This is a genomic window from Sporosarcina sp. Marseille-Q4943 (assembly GCF_943736995.1).
Taxonomy (GTDB): Bacteria; Bacillota; Bacilli; order Bacillales_A; family Planococcaceae; genus Sporosarcina.
The window spans coordinates 1,182,547-1,202,817 of record NZ_CALSFT010000002.1 but is presented as its reverse complement, the minus strand read 5'-3'; the positions used below and the strand labels follow the sequence as shown (position 1 = coordinate 1,202,817).

The 20,271-nt window shown below is 44.1% G+C and carries 18 protein-coding genes; 1 reads left to right on the top strand and 17 read right to left on the bottom strand.

Annotated elements, in window-relative coordinates; genetic code table 11:
• Positions 1-121 precede the first annotated feature (121 nt).
• From dnaI to citZ, 14 genes are all read right to left on the bottom strand, one after another.
• Positions 122-1,066 carry a primosomal protein DnaI gene (dnaI, locus tag NIT04_RS05820; protein ID WP_252502649.1) on the bottom strand — a complete coding sequence of 315 codons (945 nt, stop codon included), beginning with the start codon at positions 1,064-1,066 and terminating at the stop codon, positions 122-124.
• Position 1,067: 1 nt separating this feature from the next.
• Entirely contained in the window at positions 1,068-2,432 is a 1,365-nt protein-coding gene (locus NIT04_RS05815) for a replication initiation and membrane attachment family protein (protein ID WP_252502648.1), read from the bottom strand.
• Positions 2,433-2,457: 25 nt separating this feature from the next.
• Positions 2,458-2,922 (bottom strand): transcriptional regulator NrdR, encoded by a 465-nt coding sequence (gene nrdR / locus NIT04_RS05810; protein WP_252502647.1) that lies wholly within the window; start codon positions 2,920-2,922, stop codon positions 2,458-2,460.
• Between the two features lie 123 nt (positions 2,923-3,045).
• Entirely contained in the window at positions 3,046-4,068 is a 1,023-nt protein-coding gene (locus tag NIT04_RS05805; protein ID WP_252502646.1) for a glyceraldehyde-3-phosphate dehydrogenase, read from the bottom strand.
• Positions 4,069-4,205: 137 nt separating this feature from the next.
• Positions 4,206-4,802, bottom strand: a complete 597-nt coding sequence (coaE, locus tag NIT04_RS05800) for a dephospho-CoA kinase (RefSeq protein ID WP_305880088.1) — start codon at positions 4,800-4,802, stop codon at positions 4,206-4,208.
• Positions 4,803-4,818: 16 nt separating this feature from the next.
• Positions 4,819-5,691 (bottom strand): DNA-formamidopyrimidine glycosylase, encoded by an 873-nt coding sequence (gene mutM, locus NIT04_RS05795; RefSeq protein ID WP_252502645.1) that lies wholly within the window; start codon positions 5,689-5,691, stop codon positions 4,819-4,821.
• Positions 5,692-5,704: 13 nt separating this feature from the next.
• Positions 5,705-8,329 carry a DNA polymerase I gene (polA, locus tag NIT04_RS05790; protein ID WP_252502644.1) on the bottom strand — a complete coding sequence of 875 codons (2,625 nt, stop codon included), beginning with the start codon at positions 8,327-8,329 and terminating at the stop codon, positions 5,705-5,707.
• A gap of 279 nt (positions 8,330-8,608) precedes the next feature.
• Entirely contained in the window at positions 8,609-9,610 is a 1,002-nt protein-coding gene (gene hflC, locus NIT04_RS05785) for a protease modulator HflC (RefSeq protein ID WP_371922503.1), read from the bottom strand.
• Positions 9,610-10,578: an FtsH protease activity modulator HflK gene (gene hflK / locus NIT04_RS05780; protein WP_252502643.1), complete on the bottom strand. Its 969-nt coding sequence runs from the start codon at positions 10,576-10,578 to the stop codon at positions 9,610-9,612. The genes hflC and hflK overlap by 1 nt, the downstream gene beginning before the upstream one ends.
• 75 nt (positions 10,579-10,653) lie before the next feature.
• Complete coding sequence (gene pnpS / locus NIT04_RS05775) at positions 10,654-12,054, bottom strand: two-component system histidine kinase PnpS (protein WP_252502642.1); 1,401 nt, start codon at positions 12,052-12,054, stop codon at positions 10,654-10,656.
• Entirely contained in the window at positions 12,051-12,758 is a 708-nt protein-coding gene (locus NIT04_RS05770; protein WP_252503201.1) for a response regulator transcription factor, read from the bottom strand. The genes pnpS and NIT04_RS05770 overlap by 4 nt, the downstream gene beginning before the upstream one ends.
• Before the next feature lie 52 nt (positions 12,759-12,810).
• Positions 12,811-13,287 carry a MaoC/PaaZ C-terminal domain-containing protein gene (locus NIT04_RS05765; RefSeq protein ID WP_252502641.1) on the bottom strand — a complete coding sequence of 159 codons (477 nt, stop codon included), beginning with the start codon at positions 13,285-13,287 and terminating at the stop codon, positions 12,811-12,813.
• Positions 13,288-13,423: 136 nt separating this feature from the next.
• Positions 13,424-14,683, bottom strand: a complete 1,260-nt coding sequence (gene icd, locus NIT04_RS05760; RefSeq protein WP_252502640.1) for an NADP-dependent isocitrate dehydrogenase — start codon at positions 14,681-14,683, stop codon at positions 13,424-13,426.
• A gap of 95 nt (positions 14,684-14,778) precedes the next feature.
• Positions 14,779-15,894, bottom strand: a complete 1,116-nt coding sequence (citZ, locus tag NIT04_RS05755) for a citrate synthase (RefSeq protein ID WP_252502639.1) — start codon at positions 15,892-15,894, stop codon at positions 14,779-14,781.
• Positions 15,895-16,074: 180 nt separating this feature from the next.
• On the opposite strand from citZ, the gene NIT04_RS05750 reads away from it, so the two are divergent.
• Entirely contained in the window at positions 16,075-17,046 is a 972-nt protein-coding gene (locus NIT04_RS05750; RefSeq protein WP_252502638.1) for an AI-2E family transporter, read from the top strand.
• On the opposite strand, the gene NIT04_RS05745 is transcribed toward NIT04_RS05750, so the two are convergent.
• The 3 genes from NIT04_RS05745 to pfkA form a co-directional block, all read right to left on the bottom strand.
• On the bottom strand, positions 17,036-17,419 hold the full coding sequence (locus NIT04_RS05745; protein WP_252502637.1) for an FxsA family protein: 384 nt from the start codon (positions 17,417-17,419) through the stop codon (positions 17,036-17,038). The two genes, NIT04_RS05750 and NIT04_RS05745, sit on opposite strands and share 11 nt — an antisense overlap.
• A gap of 75 nt (positions 17,420-17,494) precedes the next feature.
• On the bottom strand, positions 17,495-19,255 hold the full coding sequence (gene pyk, locus NIT04_RS05740) for a pyruvate kinase (RefSeq protein ID WP_252502636.1): 1,761 nt from the start codon (positions 19,253-19,255) through the stop codon (positions 17,495-17,497).
• A gap of 46 nt (positions 19,256-19,301) precedes the next feature.
• Positions 19,302-20,264: a 6-phosphofructokinase gene (gene pfkA / locus NIT04_RS05735; RefSeq protein ID WP_252502635.1), complete on the bottom strand. Its 963-nt coding sequence runs from the start codon at positions 20,262-20,264 to the stop codon at positions 19,302-19,304.
• Positions 20,265-20,271 lie beyond the last annotated feature (7 nt).

The window sequence follows — 20,271 nt, the reverse complement described above, 5'->3', positions numbered from 1 at the left end:
GCCTAACGACCCTGATCTCTGTAAGTGGGTGAACCGATTCATGTCCTCTTCAACACATTTTTAAATATGATATCCATAAGTATAAGGAAAGTCTCAGATAATTGCAAGTGGATAAATCCCCTTACACATTCCTTCTGTTTTTCCCTTTCAACTGGACAGGCTTGGCAACCGATTTGATTCTCTCCATAATACGCGCAGCTTTAACCTCTTCTTTTTCACCGCGCTGTGTGTACGTCAAATGGTGTTGCAGCTCGTCAAAATTGAAATTGGAGGTGATGAATGTCGGTAATTTTTCCGCCATGCGGTATTGCAAAATCGTTCCGATCACTTCATCACGTGCCCAAGCGGACATGGACTCTGCTCCAAAATCGTCGAGCATAAGCACTTGAGCCCTTTTCACAAAGTCGATTTTTTCATTCAATGTCTGGTCTTGGATCGATTGCTTCATTTCCCTCAGGAATTCGGGGATATAAACGACAACTGTCCGGATGCGAAGGTTGGCAAGCTCATTTGCTAGCGCACCGAGAATAAAGGACTTGCCTGTCCCGAATGGACCGTAAATATAAAGCCCCCGTTCAGGAAGCTCCCCCGTTTCACTTACTTCACTCAGGAATTGCGCAGCGGCCTCAACGACAATAATTCTGCTGTTGTCATGTTCCAAATCCACGTCATGCAGACGCGCTTCCATTACATCCTTCGGCATATGCATGCTGTCGATCATATTGGTCACATTACGGCGTTCGTCGTCCACAAGCTTATTCGGGCATTTTATATAGTCGAGATCGATGAAACCTTGGCTTAGCACAAGTTTCGGTTCGAACCCTTTCATCACATTGACACACCCTTCGACATTCGGGCATTTATCGCAATGGTGGGAAGCTGTCGCATATTCATATAATTTCCCTAAGCTTTTGTCCACGACCGCTTTATCGATTTCATTCGAATGCTCGGTAATGAATTGTTGGACGCCAGGTGACTCCATCACTTCATTCCGTAATTGTTCATATCTTGCTGTCAGTTCAGAAGCATTGAACACGCGCTTCATTGTATTTCCGATTCGCTCCAACTTATTTCACCCCGCTTTTCATTGCATTCAATTTTTCCTGCAGCTGCTGACGGCGTTTTTCATCGACGTCCGGATCTGTATTGGCTGGAGGTTGCTGTTCCTTGTCATTATCGGTTTTATAAAACCATTCCGGTACCTTTTCTACTCTTGACGGTTTTCGGGATGACGGTTTCTTCTTACTTCCTTCATTTTGCCATTTAATATATTGGTCATGTTCTTTTCGAGAAATTTCCATAGCTTGTTTAGCGTTCGCAATTTTATTATTCGCCCAATGCGACGCTATTCTTTCCGCATAGTTTTTTGTGATTTTGCCGTCATTGCGAATAATTACATAGTGCAGCAGTACATTGACAACACCTACCGGGAAGCCATGGACAGTCACAAGCCTTTCTGCGAGTTGAACGTCAACCGGAAGCGGTTCTTTTCCTGTGTAGTCTCTCAGCATTTCTCGAGGCGACGTATTTTCCATATAGAAAATGAATTTATCTTCCCGTGATTGAGGTTCCTCGGTTGGCATATCCTGTTGTTTCGTGAACACTTTTTCGAGGATCGGAGCCGTTTGTGAAATATTCATCTTATAATAATCAACAGCCGCTTTTCGCAGTCGGTCTTCCGGAATCTTCATTGTGTTTCCATCAATCGCCATCATGACGACTTTTTGCATATCGAGCGGAGTCAATGAATAGAGGAAGGCGAGTTTCTCGATCAATTCCTTCGACACTGTCGCGAGAGATGATTTCGGCACCATCTGTTCGGAAAGTCCTGCACGGAACAGATTGAAATCGAAATCAGAATAAGCGAACGGGATACCTGTTGATTCATTGCGCCCCTTCATTTGACTACCTTCTTCCAACCCTTCGGATGCACTGTAACGGATAGGCTTAAATACATCCAAAAAGGTGCGAGACACTTCTTTGTATTCTCCATCCAGCTGGTCTTCGACTGCAAAACGAGCCCTCAGACTGCGATACGCCTGTTCGCCGACCTTGCTGAAAAGAAAGGTCGATAATAGCGGGTCTTCGAAGAATGACTTCGCATCCATCGGCTGTAACAATTCATAGCAGAAAGCGCGATCCTGCATATCTTGTCTGCAATATGTACGCAACAGGCCGATCGCTTCAAGGGTGATCCTCGCTTCGAATACTTTGACTAATGGCATTGTTAATAAATTCATTAAGTAATAATGATTAAATTCAACTTCTTTTTCATGCTCTGCATCAGCCCAAAGGGACATGAAAAGACTCATGGCATCAGGACCGATCAATGGTTGGTAGAACAATGTGAGGAGTTGCCGGTCATAATCCGAAAATGGGTGTGACAATTTGATTGTAAATGTATCGACTGGTTGTAATTCTTGGTAAAGCATTTTGTCGGAACCCCTCTTCCTTTAATCAGTTTTCATCGTTTTTCTTCTGCAAATTTTGCAGTTCTTCGATAAAAACGTTTATATCCTTATATTGACGGTAAACAGAAGCGAACCGGACATAGGCGACTTCATCGACATCGGCCAATTTTTCCATCACCATTTCACCGACGTCCTTCGAATCGATTTCGACAGTCCCTGAGCTTCTTAATTCTTTTTCTATTAAATAAACAATATTTTTCACTGCTTCGAGATCCACCGGACGCTTTTCACATGCCCGAATTAAACCTCTCAACAATTTTTCACTGCTGAATTCTTCCCGCGTACCATCCTTTTTCACGACAATGAGCGGCATTTCCTCAACTTTCTCGAAAGTCGTAAACCGGAAAGCGCATTTTTCGCATTCACGGCGTCGTCGGATGGATCGATTCTCTTCAGAGGGTCTGGAATCGATGACCCGGGTGCCATTATAATGACAGGCTGGACATATCATTTCTGCTTCCTCCGCATTTCCGTATAGTATATTGATTATAACAGAAGTTCGGCGAAAAAAAATCGAAAGGGAAGACAAAATCGTCCAAGTCGAATATCGACCTGGACGATTTTTAATTTCAAATTAAGAATTCACTTTGGACTTCAATGCATTTCCTACTTTTATAGCCAATTCAACAACACGGGCAGAGTAACCCCATTCATTGTCATACCAAGCAAGGACTTTCACTTTACGATCGCCCATGACAATCGTTGATAGACCGTCAATCGTCGCAGACTCTGTTGTCGTGTTGAAATCGATTGATACGAGCGGTTCAGTCGTGAAACGAAGGATTCCTGCCATTGGACCTTCTGCGGCCTTAATGAATGCTTCATTCACTTCTTCCACTGTTACATCTTTTTTCACATCAACGACTAGATCGACCAATGACACGTTCGGAGTCGGTACACGTAGGGCCATTCCGTGGATTTTCCCTTCAAGCTCAGGCAATACGAGCGATAGCGCTTTTGCAGCACCCGTAGAAGTCGGGATGATCGATTGTGCACATGCACGCGCACGACGAAGATCTTTATGAGGATTATCCAAGTTTTTCTGATCGTTTGTATAAGCATGAACAGTTGTCATCAATCCGTTTTCAATGCCGAATGTATCGTTCAATACTTTTGCAACCGGTGCAAGACAGTTTGTCGTGCAGCTTGCATTGGAAATGACATCATGCTTTTCAATGTCAAGCTTGTCATCATTCACACCTAGAACGATTGTTACGTCTTCGTTTTTCCCTGGAGCAGTCAGAATGACTTTCTTAGCTCCTGCATCCAAGTGTAGGGCAGCTTTATCACGTGCATTGAACGCTCCCGTCGCTTCAATGACGATGTCGACGCCAAGCTCTTTCCAAGGAAGCTTTGCCGGATCGCGCTCCGCAATTAATTTAACCCGCTTTCCGTTGACAACAAGGGCATCTTCCTCCACAACGACTTCACCATCAAAAACTCCATGATTTGTGTCATACTTAATCAAATGGGCTAGAGTTTCTGCCGGGTATGATGCATTTACCGCTACTACATCAACGTCATCCTTCGTGATAATTTGACGGAAAACCATGCGGCCAATCCGCCCGAAACCGTTTATCGCTATCGAAGTAGTCATGAAAAAATCCTCCTGCGTAATGTTATATACTTTTTATCGTTTATCCGATAATTAGTATAGCACATTTTACCCTTGTGGAAAGAGTTTGTGAACGAAATAACAATGTTCCACTTTTCAGAGAATAAAATTATTTAAGCTTATAACTTGGCATTCCATTCATTTAATATTTTAGCAAGCTGATGTTCCGTCTCTTCCAATGAACCGTTATTATCAACGACTGCATCCGCACCCAATTCCTTCTCAGCTATCGGTAGCTGCGAATTGATGCGCGCATCTGCCTCATCTGCTGAGTAGCCGTTTCTAGCAATCAGGCGCTCCCTTTGAATTGCGGGTGTTGCTGAAACTACGATTATTTTATCTACATACGACTGAAGCTTGCTTTCGAAAAGAAGCGGAATATCCATGACAACGGTATTCGCCCCTTTCTCCAACCATTCTTCCTTCTGTCGTATCATTTCCCTTCTGACAGCCGGGTGGATGATCCCGTTCAGCTTTTTCCGTTTTTCCTCGTCATTGAAAATGAGACTGCCTAGCTTCTCCCGGTTCAGCGACCCATCCGGATGAAGAACAAGGTAACCGAAAGCTTCCGCAATGCTTTCAAGTACAGGACTACCAGGTTCTACGACAAGCCGAGAGATTTCATCCGCGTCGACGATTGGATACCCTTTCTGTTTCAACATCCGCGACACAGTGCTTTTACCGGTCGCAATGCTTCCCGTCAAACCGATGATCATTGAAATCATCCTTTCCTTACCTTTGGCATTGAGGACAATATACTGATGTCCTGCCGGCAATCTTCATGCTTTTCGTCTCCTTGCCGCAAGTACCACACACTTTCTTTCCATACATCTTCAGACGGGTCTGCATCGTTCCCGCTTCCCCGTTTATATTTCGATAATCCGAAATGGAGCTTCCGCCGGCATCAATGCTCTCTTGAAGGACATCCACGATTTCCCGGAACAACTCCCGCTTCCTCTTTTCACTGATCCGCTCCGTCGCACGTCCTGGGTGAATGTTCATTCGAAATAGCGCTTCGGTTGCATATATGTTGCCGCATCCGGAAATGACATGGCCATCCATAACAACCTCTTTAATCGGCTTTCGTGCATATTTAGGTGTGGCTGCCATCGCTAGGAAATGTTCGACTGCGCCTGCCTCAAATGGTTCAGGAGCCATCTTCAGCAATGGCAAATAATCCTCTTCCGCTTGCAACAGCCGCAATTCCCCGAACCGGCGGATGTCGGAATAGACGAGCATTCCTCCGTCATCCATCTTGAATATGACGTGCATATGGTTCTTGAATTTCTGTTCAGTAACTTCTTCCAAGGAATCTACAACGAACCACGCACCCGTCATGCCGAGATGACTGACAAGCAAGTATGGTAAACCGGCCTTTTCTAAATGGAAATATATATATTTACTTCTTCTAGTGACGTCCACAATCGTCATTGCTGCTAATTCTTCCTTGAAGTCTTCAAGAGTTTTTCCTTTGACGATTGCTTCCTTGCCTACCTCCTTGGATTTCTGTACTACTTCAGATACGCGCACTTCAGAAATGGTACGGCCAATGGAGACTGGCGATAATTCACGGACGACACCTTCCACTTCGGGCAATTCTGGCATTCTAATTCATTCCTCACTTCGTGTCGTACCAGGAGAGACCATACGCCCACTCGGCCTTTAATGGGACATCGAGTGCCAATGCAGATTCCATCACTTCCGGTACGATTTTCTTCAGTTTTTCAATTTCCTCCTCAGGCGCTTCAAAAATCAATTCATCATGCACTTGAAGGAGCATTCTTGTTTTCATGTTTTCCTTCGTCAATCTTGCATCCATATCGATCATCGCCTTCTTGATGATATCCGCTGCCGTCCCTTGAATTGGAGTGTTCATTGCCGTTCTCTCCGCAAAACTGCGCAAATTGAAATTCGAGCTTGTAATGTCAGGCAAGTATCTACGTCTGTTCATCATCGTGACGACATAGCCTTTCATTTTCGCTTCGGAGACGATGTCCTCCATATATTGCTTCACGCCAGGAAACGTCTCGAGATATGTGTCAATGAACTTTCCTGCTTCCTTACGGGTAATATTCAAGCTTTGGGACAGCCCGTAATCACTGATGCCGTAGACGATTCCAAAGTTGACCGCCTTGGCAGTCCGCCTCATGTCCGAGGAAACGCCATCTTTATCAACACCGAATACGTCCATCGCTGTCTTCGTATGGATGTCTTCTCCTTCCCGGAATGCCGAAATCATTTTTTCGTCTTGGGACATATGGGCAAGGACACGCAATTCGATCTGCGAATAGTCAGCGGCGAACATGAGCCAGCCCGGTTCTGACGGAACGAATGCCGCACGGATTTTCCGGCCTTCCTCAAGTCGGATTGGGATGTTTTGCAAATTCGGGTTGATGGAGCTCAATCGGCCCGTTTGTGTCAATGCCTGCTGGAATCGCGTATGGATTTTTCCATCCTCATGGATTTCCTTTGATAAGCCTTCGATATAAGTGGAGTTCAGCTTTCCGAGCTGACGGTATGTCAATATAAAACTAATAATTTCATGCTCGCTTTCAAGCTTTTCCAACACATCTGCCGCAGTCGAATAGCCTGTCTTCGTTTTTTTGATTGGTGTCAATCCGATTTTCTCGAATAGAATTTCACCTAACTGCTTCGGAGAATTAATATTGAAAGGTTGTCCCGCCATCTCATAAATAATCGATTCAAGTTCGGTCAATCTCGTTGAGAGTTGAAGGCCGATTTGTTGGAGGATTCCCAAGTCGGTCTTAACACCTGTCGATTCCATCTTTCCAAGAATTTTCGCGAGTGGCATTTCGAGCTCATGATATAATTCGAACTGTTCATTTTCATGTAATTTCTCTTCAAGCACCGGTCTCAGCTTCCATACAGCTTGGGCCTTTCTGCCGGCATGGTCGGCAAGCACCTTTTCTTCCGGCACTGCTTTTTTCGCACCTTTTCCGTAAACCGCTTCATCAGGCTGCACGTCCGAATAATTGAATTCCTTTGCGACGGAAGCGACGTCTGTGTAAGAAGAGGATGGATTTGCAATATAGGTGGCTAGTAGTAAATCGAATTCAAAGCCGTTCACTTCTATGTCATAGCGTAGCAAAGAAGCATAAGCAGCTTTTGAATCGGTCGCAAATTTCCTTTTATCGCCATTCCGAAGCCATTCTTTTAAACGACCCGACTGTTGCAAGACAGCAATCGGAATGAAAATTATTTGCTTGCCATCCGTCATACTGACGCCTGTAACATCCGTAGCCAAATAATTTTCATCCATCATTTCAACATGGATCGCCATCTCATCCGCAAGTTCAATCGATTCAGGATCAGTGACGATTTGGACGTCGATTTCTGCTACTGGTCCACTTTCAGTTTGAGGAGCCATTTTTTCAAGCAACGTCTTGAACTTTAATTCCTCATAAATAGACTTGACGTTTTCTTCATCGGGACCCGCATACATCAAATCACCTATTGAAATTGTAATAGGGGCATTCACTTCAATCGTTGCGAGTTTTTTGCTCATCATTGCCTGCTCTTCGTTTTCCGTCAAGTTTTCCTTCAATTTCTTCCCTGAAACGGAATCCAATGATTCATAAACGTTTTCGACAGTGCCGTATTCTTTTAGCAGTTTAAGCGCAGTTTTCTCACCTACGCCCGGCACGCCTGGAATATTGTCGGATGCATCTCCCATGAGACCTTTCATATCAATGATTTGTGGCGGTGTAATGCCATATTTCTCCATGACATGCTCTGGTGTGTATTTTTCGAGGTCTGTAATTCCTTTACGCGTAATGCATACTGTCGTATGGTCGCTCGCCAGTTGCGTCAAGTCTTTATCACCTGAAATGATGACGACTTCGACGCCATCCTCGTCGCCCGACTTGCTTAACGTCCCAATAATATCATCCGCTTCGTATTGATCCAGTTCATATTGCGGGATTTGATAAGCATCTAGCAGCTTCCGCAAATAAGGAAATTGCTCTGATAGCTCAGGTGGCGTCTTTTGCCGCCCACCTTTATACTCACTGAATGTGGAATGCCTGAACGTCGTCTTCCCAGCATCCCAGGCGACGAGCATATGAGTCGGCTTTTCTTCCGCCAGAATGTTTTGCAGCATCATCGTGAATCCGTACACCGCATTTGTATGGATGCCCGTATCGTTCGTCAATAACGGCAAAGCGAAAAACGCACGATACGCCAAGCTATTTCCATCTAACAGCACTATTTTCTTTTTCGTCACATGAGTCCACTCCCTTGTTCTTTCGTCCAATCAATTACGCCTCGGCGTAATTGCGTCCGGATTTTTATCGAGCTTGCTCGATAAACTCCCTTAAAAATCCGTGACATCCGCCGGAGGCTTTAACTTAATACAGCAAGCATTAAACTTCATTGAATCGATGGTATTTCTGCATTCATCCAACCACTTATAACAGTTTGAACCTTTTGCTGGATTAAGTTAAAACGTCATCTTCATTTATCTTACCACGTGGGCAAGAGTAAATGAAAATGACGCTATCTATTATTCCAAGTATCCTGTCAATATTTTGGCGTATGGTGAGTCGGCTGGCATAATGATTACCGTATCGTCTCCGATTGTGCGTGCATAGGATTGCAGCGTGCGGTAAAGACTATAAAAATCGGGATCTTTTGAGAATGCGTCATTGTAGATTTTGGCAGCTTCCGCTTCCCCTTCTGCATGAATGATAGCGGCCTCTTTTTTCGCAGTCGCAAGCATTTCTTGCACTTCCCTATCCGTTTCCGCTTCTATTCTCTTCTTCTCGGCATCCCCTTGTGAAAGGTAATCCTGTGCTGTCGATTCGCGTTCCGAAATCATCCGCGTGTAAATGGAATGTTCGTTTTCTTCCGGAAGATCGATCCGTTTCATCCGCACATCAATCACCTCGATGCCGAAGTTCCCTTCTTCCAGGAACTGGTTTACTTTCGTCGTAACCATATCATTCAGGCTACCGCGCGATGAGTTTTCATCATTGACAACTTCTACGTAATTCAATTGCCCCATCTCATTCCGTATGACGGAATAGATGAATTCCTCCATGCGCATTTCAGCATTGATAATATTACGCGCATTGGAAATCATTTTTGCAGGATCAGTAATTTTCCAAACAGCATAATTGTCGATAATGATTCGTTTTTTATCTTTCGTAGTAATTTCAGCTTCGGAAACATTGTGCTTCATTTGATTTTTTGGCAAACTTGACACAGTTTGAATGAATGGGATTTTCATATTGAGCCCTGGTTCATTTATAATTCTTGTAATTTCACCGAATTGACGCACTACCCGATACTCTCCTTCTTTTACAACAAAGACATTGGCAAGAAGGATAACCGCTAATGCAAAAATCACTGTAAACGTAATTGCTGTCTTTACAAATTTCCTCGTATTGAACGGTTTTTTCGGAGTGATGACTTTATCCGCGCCTGGTGTCTTTTTCTGTTTTCCACCTTGCATTTCTTTGAATTTTTCCTCAATGCTTTTGAATGGATTATTGTCGTTCGACATTAGTTGCCGCCCCCTTCCGAGTTGTCGTTAGTAGGTGGTGGTGTTTGGTTTTCTAGTTGTTGAAGCGGCAAATATTTTACCGTTTCGCCGTCATCATTCATGATATAGATTTTTGCTTTCGGCAGTACTTGCTCCAACGTCTCGATAATTAACCGCTCTCGGGTGACCGATTTGTTTTTTTCGTATTCCGCATACAAATCATTGAAAAGGGCGACATCTCCTAACGCTTGCTCTGTACGGGCTGTCTTCTGTCCAATTGCACGAGATTTTATGGCGGCTTTTTCACCTTCTGCTTCGTTCGTTCGTTGGTTTTTATATCGCTGCGCTTCATTGATTTTTGTGCTTCTCGTTTCGCGGGCGTCCGTTACTGCTGTGAACGCGGCTCGGACATCTGCGTTCGGCAATTCAACATCTTGTAGTTTTACACCTTGAATCGAAATGCCAATGTCATAATTCGTCATGAGCGTTGTTAATAAATCTCGTGTTTTTGCTTCGATATCCGCTTTCCCATCCGTCAAAGCCGAATCGATTGTGGAGCTTCCGATGATCGATCGAATGGAAGCGGAAGTCGCATCATGAAGAATTTCCTTTGGATTTTGTGAGTTAAATAGATATTTCTCCGGATCTGTTATTTTCCATTGGACGACTAGATCTGCAAGTACAATATATTCATCACCTGTGATCATTTTCGTTTCCTTGTCGTAAGCAACAAGAGTTCCGTCCGGATCTTGTTTATAACCGAATTGAAGACTAAACGTCTCTTTAGAGAGTTTCTCAACATTTTGGATCGGCCAAGGCAGTTTAAAATGCAATCCAGATTCCGTAACTGGTGTATCCGCTTTTCCGAAAGTGATAACAATCGCCTGTTCGGATTCGTCCACTGTATACCACGTTGTAAATGCTACGATGAGCAATATTACTCCAGCAATGACAAGTCCGGCTGCTACCGATGCACGGCGTGCGCTCATTTGAATTCCCCCTTTATCTATGTACCTACTGTACTTACGGTAGAAGATTGGATTTGGTTTCAAAAAAAATCCGCGTTATGCGGATTTCTTTGGTAAATATATAGTAAATATTGTCCCGACTCCCAATTCACTGTCAACAGTGACTTTGCCGCCATGCGCCTCAATCAGATGTTTGACGATAGCGAGCCCAAGACCCGTTCCGCCGGAATTCCTGCTTCGCGCACGGTCCACTCTATAAAATCGTTCGAACAACCTCGGAAGTTCCGTTCGATCAATTCCCATCCCTTCATCTCGCACTTCGATGATGGCTTCATCTGCAGTTTGAGATGCATTAATTGTAATTGTCGTATTCTCTTTCGAATAGTTGATGGCGTTTGTCAACAGGTTGACCATCACTTGGATAAGTCTGTCGGAATCCGCTTCAATTACTATTTCTGTATCAATGTTTATTTCGAAGTGCATATTCTTCCTTTCAAGTAAGCCATTAACAATTCTTACTGCATTGTCAACGACATCCGAGACGAAGACTTTGCTATGTTGCAATTGGAACCCTTCCCGTTCGATTCCCGACAACTCCAAAAGATCGTTGATTAATAAATGCAAGCGATCACTTTCCTTTTGGATGATTCCTAGAAATTCTTTTGATGTTTCGGGATCATTCATTGCCCCGTCCAATAAAGTTTCTGTAAAGCCTTTAATTGAAGTGATTGGTGTGCGAAGCTCATGTGAAACGTTTGCAACAAAATCTTTGCGGATTTCCTCCAATCTTACAAGTTTCGTAATATCGTGTGTTACAACAATGATGCCGAGCCAATTTCCATGGCGTCCGATGACAGGCGCACCATATACATTGAAATGAGATTGGCCGTTCCGGATTTGCCTTTCATGCACCTGTTCCGTCAAAAACACATCTTCAATCAGCCCCTCAATGCCTTGAGGCAATCCGATTTCCATAAAGGTTTTCCCAATCAATTCATCACGCTTAAATCCGAATGTCTTTTCAAATACACCATTCACTATATTGACGGAGCCTTCCCTCCCGAACATGAGAAGACCGTTGCCCATACTTTCAATTAATGTTTTTAGGCGTTCCTTCTCCATTGCGCGCAGTATCGAAGTTTCCTGTAGATTTCTCGCAATCTGATTTACTGCGATGCCTAGTCCATTTTGACTCCCGAGTTCATCAATCGGGGTCCTCGCTAAATAATCGCCAAGCGCGATTTTCTCGGCAGTTTTTGTCACTAAATCTGTCGGTTTTGCGTATTGCCTTATAACACGGGCGCTTAGAATCAAGGATAGGAAATAGGTAATCATTAAAATAGCGATAAGAAAAATCCAAAACTTCCGCTGAACATGCAAAGTAATTTCATCATCGATCAGATAAAAAAACTGGCCAAGGACAACGCCAAGACCAGTCAACAGAATCAAAAATATAACAGCAAAGGCGATGAAAAGTCTGGAATATAGACCTTTCATCTTAATTTTTGCTCCTCGAATTTATATCCGATCCCTCTAACCGTCTTAATGAAAATAGGTTTTCTCGTATTTTCTTCGATCTTTTCACGTAAATGGCTGACATGCACATCGACGATTCGAGTGTCTCCGGCAAAGTCGTAATTCCAAACTGCGCTCAGCAATTGATCGCGAGTGAGCACACGGTTTTTATTTTGCATGAAATAGACGAGCAGTTCAAATTCTTTTGGCGTAAATTCCAATGCTTCGTCGCCGAAATAAGCTTCATACTGCTCCGGATGCACGGTAAGCGGCCCCGAGCGGAGCACCGGCAAATCTGTCCCATTGATGCCAGTTCGCTCGCCACTGCGCCGCAGCACCGCTTTTACTCTGGCAAGCACTTCACGCGGACTGAATGGTTTTGTCATATAATCGTCGGCTCCGATTTCCAACCCAAGTACTTTGTCGGGCTCCTCACCTTTTGCCGTCAACATGATGATCGGTGTGTTAATATTCCTTTGCCTCAAAACCTTGCATACCTCTATGCCATCCATTTTTGGAAGCATAAGATCGAGCAAAATCAAATCGGGATTTTCATTTTCCACTTTCAATACCGCTTCTTCACCATCAGCCGCCATAATCGTTTCGTAATTGGATTGTCTCAAATTATAGTCCAACAACGTGCGGATCGGCTGCTCGTCGTCCACAATTAAAATTTTCTGCACGATTGCCCAAGTCCCCCTTAGATGCTAACAGTCTTTGTATTGAATGAACGAAAAATCAAAAGTTATCCATTGCATAGGATGTCAGGTTTTCCCGGATGGATGGCGGAATGACCGTCACAGTCCCTGAAATGACTGACTGTCCATCCTCGTTCGTCGCCTCCACCTTTATAACAATGGAGTGTCTCTCTTTTTCCACTCGAATCACTTCAAATAGGAAATCGATTGTTTCATAATGATATACGGGGTTCGGGAAAAGCAAATGCTGTTCCGTAATGTGCGAACCCGGTCCGGGCAAGTATTTTGAAATGGCGGATGTGACAATTCCGTTCAACATGATCGTCGGCACAATCGGCTTGTCGAATTCGGTTTGGGATGCATAATCATGCTGGATGTACAGCGGATTTGAATCATTTGTCAAACCTAGGTAGAGCAGCAAATCTTTATCCTCGATTTTTTCGGTAAGTTTCAGCTTTTCACCTTCAACGATTTTTTCGATCGCCCTTCCAATCCGCCTCTTTTTGCCTAATATCAACTTGCTTCCCCCTTCATTTTCCTGCATGGAATTAGTATTAAAGAAAGTGTATCAATTTTCACTCGGAAAGGGCAAGCGACTTGGCTAGCACTAAAAAGACCAGGAAGCCTCAAGGCTTCCTGGTCTGATAAATATATTATAGGTTTTTGATCAATTCATCAGCGAACTCTGAAGCTTTCACTTCTGTAGCTCCGTCCATCAAACGAGCAAAGTCATAAGTTACAACTTTAGAAGCGATCGTTTTCTCGATAGAAGCTGTGATCATGTTCGCCGCTTCGTTCCATCCCATATGCTCAAGCATCATAACGCCTGAAAGAAGAACAGAAGAAGGGTTCACTTTATCAAGACCAGCGTATTTCGGAGCTGTACCGTGAGTTGCTTCGAAAATTGCATGTCCAGTTACATAGTTGATGTTAGCACCTGGAGCAATTCCAATTCCGCCGACTTGAGCTGCAAGTGCGTCGGAGATGTAGTCGCCGTTCAAGTTCATCGTTGCAACAACGTCGAACTCTTTCGGACGAGTCAAGATTTGCTGTAGGAAGATATCCGCAATCGCATCTTTTACGATGATTTTGCCAGCAGCTTCTGCGTCAGCTTGCGCTTTGTTCGCAGCGTCTGTCCCTTCCGCTTCTTTGATTTTGTCGTATTCGTTCCAAGTGAATACTTTATCGCCGAACTCTTGCTCAGCAACTTCGTAACCCCAGTTTTTGAAAGCACCTTCAGTGAATTTCATGATGTTTCCTTTGTGGACTAGAGTTACAGACTTACGGCCTTCTTTAAGCGCATAGTTGATTGCACCGCGTACAAGGCGTTTTGTACCTTCTTCAGAAACCGGTTTGATACCGATACCGGAAGTTTCCGGGAAACGGATTTTGTTTACACCCATTTCGTTTTGAAGGAATGAAATCAACTTCTGAACTTCTTCAGAGCCTTCTTGGTATTCAATACCAGCATAAATATCTTCTGTATTTTCACGGAAGATGACCATATCGCAGTCTTCTGGACGTTTAACAGGAGAAGGAACCCCTTCGAAATAACGAACCGGACGCAAGCAAGTGTAAAGATCCAACTCTTGGCGAAGCGCAACGTTCAAAGAACGGAAACCTCCACCGATCGGTGTCGTCAATGGACCTTTGATAGCGATAAGGTACTCTTCGATTGTGTCAAGAGTTTCTTGTGGCAGCCATTCTCCAGTTTCGTTGAATGCCTTTTCTCCCGCAAGAACTTCTTTCCATTCGATTTTCTTTTGGCCGTCATATGCTTTCTCGACTGCTGCTTCCAATACGCGTGAAGCTGCATGCCAAATATCGGGACCTGTACCGTCACCAATGATGAATGGGATCGTTGCATGATCTGGAACGTTAAGTACGCCGTCAGTTACTGTGATTTTTGCCATTTTACTTTCCTCCATTTCAAGATGAGGGGGCAGATTGTAATGCTATCGCCCCGATGTATTACTTGTTATTCTGGCGAATTGTTACCAGGCACAAGTTATCTTTCGTTGATAGGCACGTATTTTTGCATGTCCGGTCCGATATATTCCGCACGTGGACGGATCAGTCTATTATTGGAGTATTGCTCCAAAATATGTGCCGTCCAGCCCGAGAAGCGGGAAACTGCAAAAATAGGTGTGAATAAATCGTGATCGATACCAAGTGAATGATATACCGACGCTGAATAGAAATCAACGTTAGGCGGTAAATTTTTCTCGCCGGTAACGATTGATTCGATTTTCAGCGACATATTATACCATTTCTCTTCACCACGAAGAGCTGTCAACTTTTTAGACATTTCACGTAGATGCTTCGCACGTGGATCCCCTTTACGGTACACACGGTGGCCGAAGCCCATGATTTTTTCTTTATTATCAAGTTTTTCTCTGATGTATGATTCAACTTTATCTTCTTCGCCGATTTCCATGAGCATCCTCATCACTTGTTCGTTCGCACCACCGTGAAGTGGGCCTTTTAGTGCACCGATTGCAGCTGTAATGCCGGAATACATATCGGAAAGGGTTGCCACACAAACACGCGCAGTGAAAGTGGAAGCATTCAACTCATGGTCAGCGTGAAGCACTAGTGCTTTATTAAATGCTTCAACAGCAATATCTTGAGGCTCTTCTCCTGTTAACATATACAGGAAATTTGCCGCATAGCCAAGTTCCTTTTTAGGGGCAACCGGCTCTTGACCTTTACGGATGCGAGAGAAAGCAGTAACGATCGTTGCCACTTTCGCTTGAAGCTGTATTGCTTTTTCGTAATTGGCTTCATCAGACATATCTTCCGCGTTTTCATCGTATAATCCGAGGAGGGAAATAGCTGTGCGCAATGCCGCCATCGGATGTACTTCACTGATTGGATAAGTCTTAAAATGATCGAGTACAGGTTGTGGAACCGACATATTATCCGCAAGTTGCTGTTTCAATTCAGCAAGCTCGTCCGCTTTCGGCAGACGCTGATGCCATAATAGATAAACAACTTCTTCAAAACTTGCATTGACTGCAAGATCATCGATATCGTAACCGACGTATGTAAGTGTGTCATCAATAATAGAACTGATGGCGGACTGTGTCGCTACGATTCCTTCCAATCCTTTTGTTGCTGTCATTTAAATCGCTCCTTCAGTCATTTTGCCGTCCAACCTGCAAAATCTAGCAGATTCCGGCAAATCTACTTTTTATTTAGTACTGTCTGAAACGCTTACAAACCCCATTATAAGCAAATATTACAGTTTTGTGAATGGAAACGCTTGTTTTATTTGTAGAATAACAGAAAAAAGGATGAAATCTTGCTAAAAAACACACAACAACAAACTTTTAAATCAATGGCCCTGCAATGGTTTCCGGCAATTATCGCGGGGATTTTCATCTTTGTAATTCCACCTGTAGGAATTGCAATAATTGCAGCCTATTTTACTGCTCCTATACTTCTAGCGGTACGTGCGATGACAAAACTACCTTTGACATTCGCCACCCTTTTCGTCATGCTCTCCATGCTATTCATCTTCAGTACGTTTTCGTTCATTGCACTGCACGGATTGATGGATACGGTGCCACTTTTGGATAAACACCTATCCTCATACACAGGTAACATGGATTTGTCAGGAAAAGTTTTTACTTTCCTTAAGGAAAAGATTGTTGAATACGGACATGCGTTGCTCGAATACGCCATTGCATTTACGGCTTCTTTTTTTCAACATATTTTCAGCTTTTTCATTTTCCTCGTCGCCTATTTTTTTGCATTGCGGGAATCAGGAAAAAACAAGTTTTGGTTTCTCGTCTATTTTCCCGTCAATATGCGTGCTACAGCAAAACGGATATTTACAAAGTCCGGTGAATTATTCGGTACATTCGCTTTCGTTGAAGCAAGATTGTTTTTATTGACATTCATCATTCTAAGCATCGGATTTACAGTACTTGGTTTTGAATCACCTATCGGCAGCGCATTCCTTGTTTCCATCGCTGATAGTCTGCCTTTGTTGGGCATTGGGCTTTTCCTCATTCCGATGTCGGCCTTTTTCCTTTATTCCAAGCAATTATTCATCGGTGTTTCGCTCGCCTTGCTATATATATTCGTCGTCATGACGAGACAATTGGCTGAATCGTATATGTGGGCTTCCGCTTTTCGCGTAAAGCCGATCCATGCTTTTTTCATCACCGTCTGCTCGCTCTATCTTTTCGGATTGCCGGGTATTCTGTTAACTCCTTTTCTGCTGTTCGCGGCACTGAAATTGAAAAAGCATCCATCCTTCATCGAATAACGATTCGACCTTGTTTCATCTTTTTATAAATCCAACTGACGATAAATGGTCTAATTAATTTTCTCGGGCCAGTAAATAGAAGTAAGAGTCCTGCAATATCCGTTATGAAACCGGGCATGATCAATAAAACACCGCCGAAGAAAATACAGATTCCATCAATCATTGCATTACCCGGCGCTTCCATCGTCCCCATCCTGTTCCGTAAATCAGTAAAGGCTTTAAGTCCTTGTCTTTTTGCAAGGTATGCCCCTCCAATCCCGCTAATAAGGATGAGAAGAAGGGTCGGCATGATCCCAATTTTGTTTCCCGAATAGAGCAAAAGCATGATTTCAGCGGCCGGCACTAAAATAAATGCGGGTAGCAGCCATTTCATTCAACAACATCTCCAATCCTAAAAAGGCCGCTTCCGTACAATACGGAAGACAGCCTCAATAAATTAAATTATTTGTTATAGTACACTTGCATGTCCATTATAGATGACTCCGGATTCCGCATCCATTGTTATATCTTTTCCATTGACGATAATGTCAGTAGCTTTTTCGACACCGACGATGACAGGAATTCCTAAACTTAGGCCTACTACAGCCGCATGACTTGTCAATCCGCCCTCTTCCGTAATTAACCCGGCGCATTCTTCAATCGCGGGCATCATATCACGGTCGGATGAATACGTGACAAGTATCTTCCCTTTCATATTATGTGCCAATGCTTCTTGAGCGTTACGAGCGACAACGGCTTGGCCAAACGCGACAGACTTTCCAATCCCCTGTCCTTTGGCAAGCATATCGCCAATAACGTGGATTTTCATCAAGTTCGTAGTACCCGCTTCGCCTACCGGCACTCCCGCAGTGATAATGACAACATCACCATGAGTTACATATTGGTGTTTCACACTTTCTTCGACGGATTCCTGCAAAATCTCATCGATGGAATCCACTCTTTCCCCGATGATCGGGTAGATTCCCCATACTAGTGACAATTTCCTTGAACATTCGTCTGAAGCGGTAATTGCGATAATCGGACAACCTGGACGATATTTTGCGATCATTTTGGCTGTATGGCCGCTTTCCGTAGGGGCGAGCACAGCTTTCACCTTTAAATTGATGGCCGTGTAAGCTGCGGCCTGGCCGATCGCTTCTGTCATATTGCCATGTTTTTCACGACGGCGTGTGGAAACGACTGAGCGATAATCGACAGCTCTTTCAGCTGTTTTTGCAATTCTGTCCATCGTACGGACAGACTCAACCGGGTATAATCCTGCTGCTGTTTCCCCAGAGAGCATGATTGCATCGGAACCGTCCAAAATGGCGTTTGCGACGTCACTTGCTTCCGCTCGTGTAGGACGTGGATTTCTTTGCATTGAGTCAAGCATCTGGGTAGCTGTGATGACAGGCTTGCCGACCTGATTGCACTTTTCGATCATTTTCTTTTGAACGATCGGCACTTCCTCCGCCGGAATTTCTACGCCGAGATCCCCCCGCGCAACCATCAGTCCATCTGAAACAGTCAAAATGTCATCCAAATTATCGACACCTTCACCGTTTTCGATCTTCGGAATAATATGGATTTGTCCACCGCCGTTATTTTCAAGTAATTCCCTTATCTCCATTACGTCAGAAGCTCTGCGTACGAAAGAGGCTGCGATGAAATCGACACCTTCTTGGATTCCGAATAAAATATCCTCTTTATCTTTTTCGGTAATTCCGGGAAGCTGTACTGATACACCCGGTACGTTAACCCCTTTTTTATTTTTCAACGCGCCCGAGTTGACTACGATCGTATGGATGAGTCCTTTTTCGTGATCCTTTCCGATGACTTCCAGTTGGATCAGCCCGTCATCCAAAAGAATGACAGACCCTTTATCCACATCTTCGATCAGCTTCTCATATGTAACTGAAAAAACATTGTCGGTCCCTTCCACTTCAGTCATCGAAATATCGATGTGCTGGCCGGTAATCAATTCAACTTCCCCGTTTTTCATGGAATGCGTCCGGATTTCAGGGCCTTTCGTATCGAGCAGGATTCCGACAACCTTGCCTGTCTTCTTTGACGCTTCCCTGATGGATTTGATTCGGGCTTTGTGCTCTTCGTGTGTACCATGTGAAAAGTTAAGCCGTGCAACGTTCATACCTGCCTCAATTAATTGTTCAAGCAGCTCCGGTGATTCGCTGGCTGGTCCGATTGTGCACACAATTTTTGTCTTTCTCATCACAAAACGCCCCTTCGTATTGTACTCGTCATATATAGTAGTTATATCAAATCGACAATTCTTTGGATAACTTATACAGCTCCATATCCAAAGTATGGTCTGTTGGTGCAAATACCACTTCTAAATCATAGTCTACCACCTTATGGTTTTGCATACCAATAGCTACGCCGCCACGACCTTCGCTCAACACTTCGACAGCCCTTGCGCCATATTGGCTAGCAATGACCCGGTCACGAGCTGATGGCGAGCCACCACGCTGGATATGTCCGAGGACGGAAACCCGTGTTTCGATTCCCGCTTTCTCCTTCAATAAATCTGCCAAGGCCGACCCAGACATCACACCTTCTGCAACGACGATGATACTATGTTTCTTCCCACGGCCCGTTCCGCTTTTCAATCGACGAATGATTTCATCCATATCATAGCCCTCTTCAGGTATGAGAATTGTTTCAGCACCACCTGCCAGACCTGCCCAAAGTGCCAGATCACCGGCATCTCGTCCCATCACTTCGATGATGAAAGTGCGTTCATGCGATGTTGCGGTATCCCGGATCTTATCGATTGCATCAATGACTGTATTCAGTGCCGAATCGAAACCGATCGTGAATTCCGTGCCATTTATATCATTGTCGATTGTCGCAGGAACACAAACACATGGAATCCCCATTTTCACCAATTCGAACGCACCCCGGAATGATCCATCGCCTCCAATGACGACGAGGCCATCAATATGATGCGCCTTCAGCTGTCGGACCGCTTCTTTACGCCCTTCCTCAGTCATGAACTCCGGAGAACGAGCGGATCTGAGCATTGTTCCTCCCCGTTGGATGATGTCACCGACAGAACCGAGCTGTAACAATTCAATCTTTCCTTGGATGAGTCCTTGATAACCATTGAAAACACCAGCAATTTCAAATCCGTCATGAATCGCTTTACGCACAACTGCACGGACAGCTGCATTCATGCCGGGTGCATCTCCCCCACTTGTCAAAACACCGATCTTTTTCAAATGGATC

Coding starts and splice junctions, on each gene's coding strand:
- hflK (WP_252502643.1), bottom strand. CDS start 10,578: ATGAGCGCACGCCGTGCATCGGTAGCAGCCGGACTTGTCATTGCTGGA.
- pyk (WP_252502636.1), bottom strand. CDS start 19,255: ATGAGAAAGACAAAAATTGTGTGCACAATCGGACCAGCCAGCGAATCA.
- NIT04_RS05805 (WP_252502646.1), bottom strand. CDS start 4,068: ATGACTACTTCGATAGCGATAAACGGTTTCGGGCGGATTGGCCGCATG.
- citZ (WP_252502639.1), bottom strand. CDS start 15,894: ATGACAGCAACAAAAGGATTGGAAGGAATCGTAGCGACACAGTCCGCC.
- coaE (WP_305880088.1), bottom strand. CDS start 4,802: ATGATCATCGGTTTGACGGGAAGCATTGCGACCGGTAAAAGCACTGTG.
- NIT04_RS05815 (WP_252502648.1), bottom strand. CDS start 2,432: ATGCTTTACCAAGAATTACAACCAGTCGATACATTTACAATCAAATTG.
- NIT04_RS05745 (WP_252502637.1), bottom strand. CDS start 17,419: ATGAAATGGCTGCTACCCGCATTTATTTTAGTGCCGGCCGCTGAAATC.
- mutM (WP_252502645.1), bottom strand. CDS start 5,691: ATGCCAGAATTGCCCGAAGTGGAAGGTGTCGTCCGTGAATTATCGCCA.
- nrdR (WP_252502647.1), bottom strand. CDS start 2,922: ATGATATGTCCAGCCTGTCATTATAATGGCACCCGGGTCATCGATTCC.
- pnpS (WP_252502642.1), bottom strand. CDS start 12,054: ATGAAAGGTCTATATTCCAGACTTTTCATCGCCTTTGCTGTTATATTT.
- icd (WP_252502640.1), bottom strand. CDS start 14,683: ATGGCAAAAATCACAGTAACTGACGGCGTACTTAACGTTCCAGATCAT.
- hflC (WP_371922503.1), bottom strand. CDS start 9,610: ATGTCGAACGACAATAATCCATTCAAAAGCATTGAGGAAAAATTCAAA.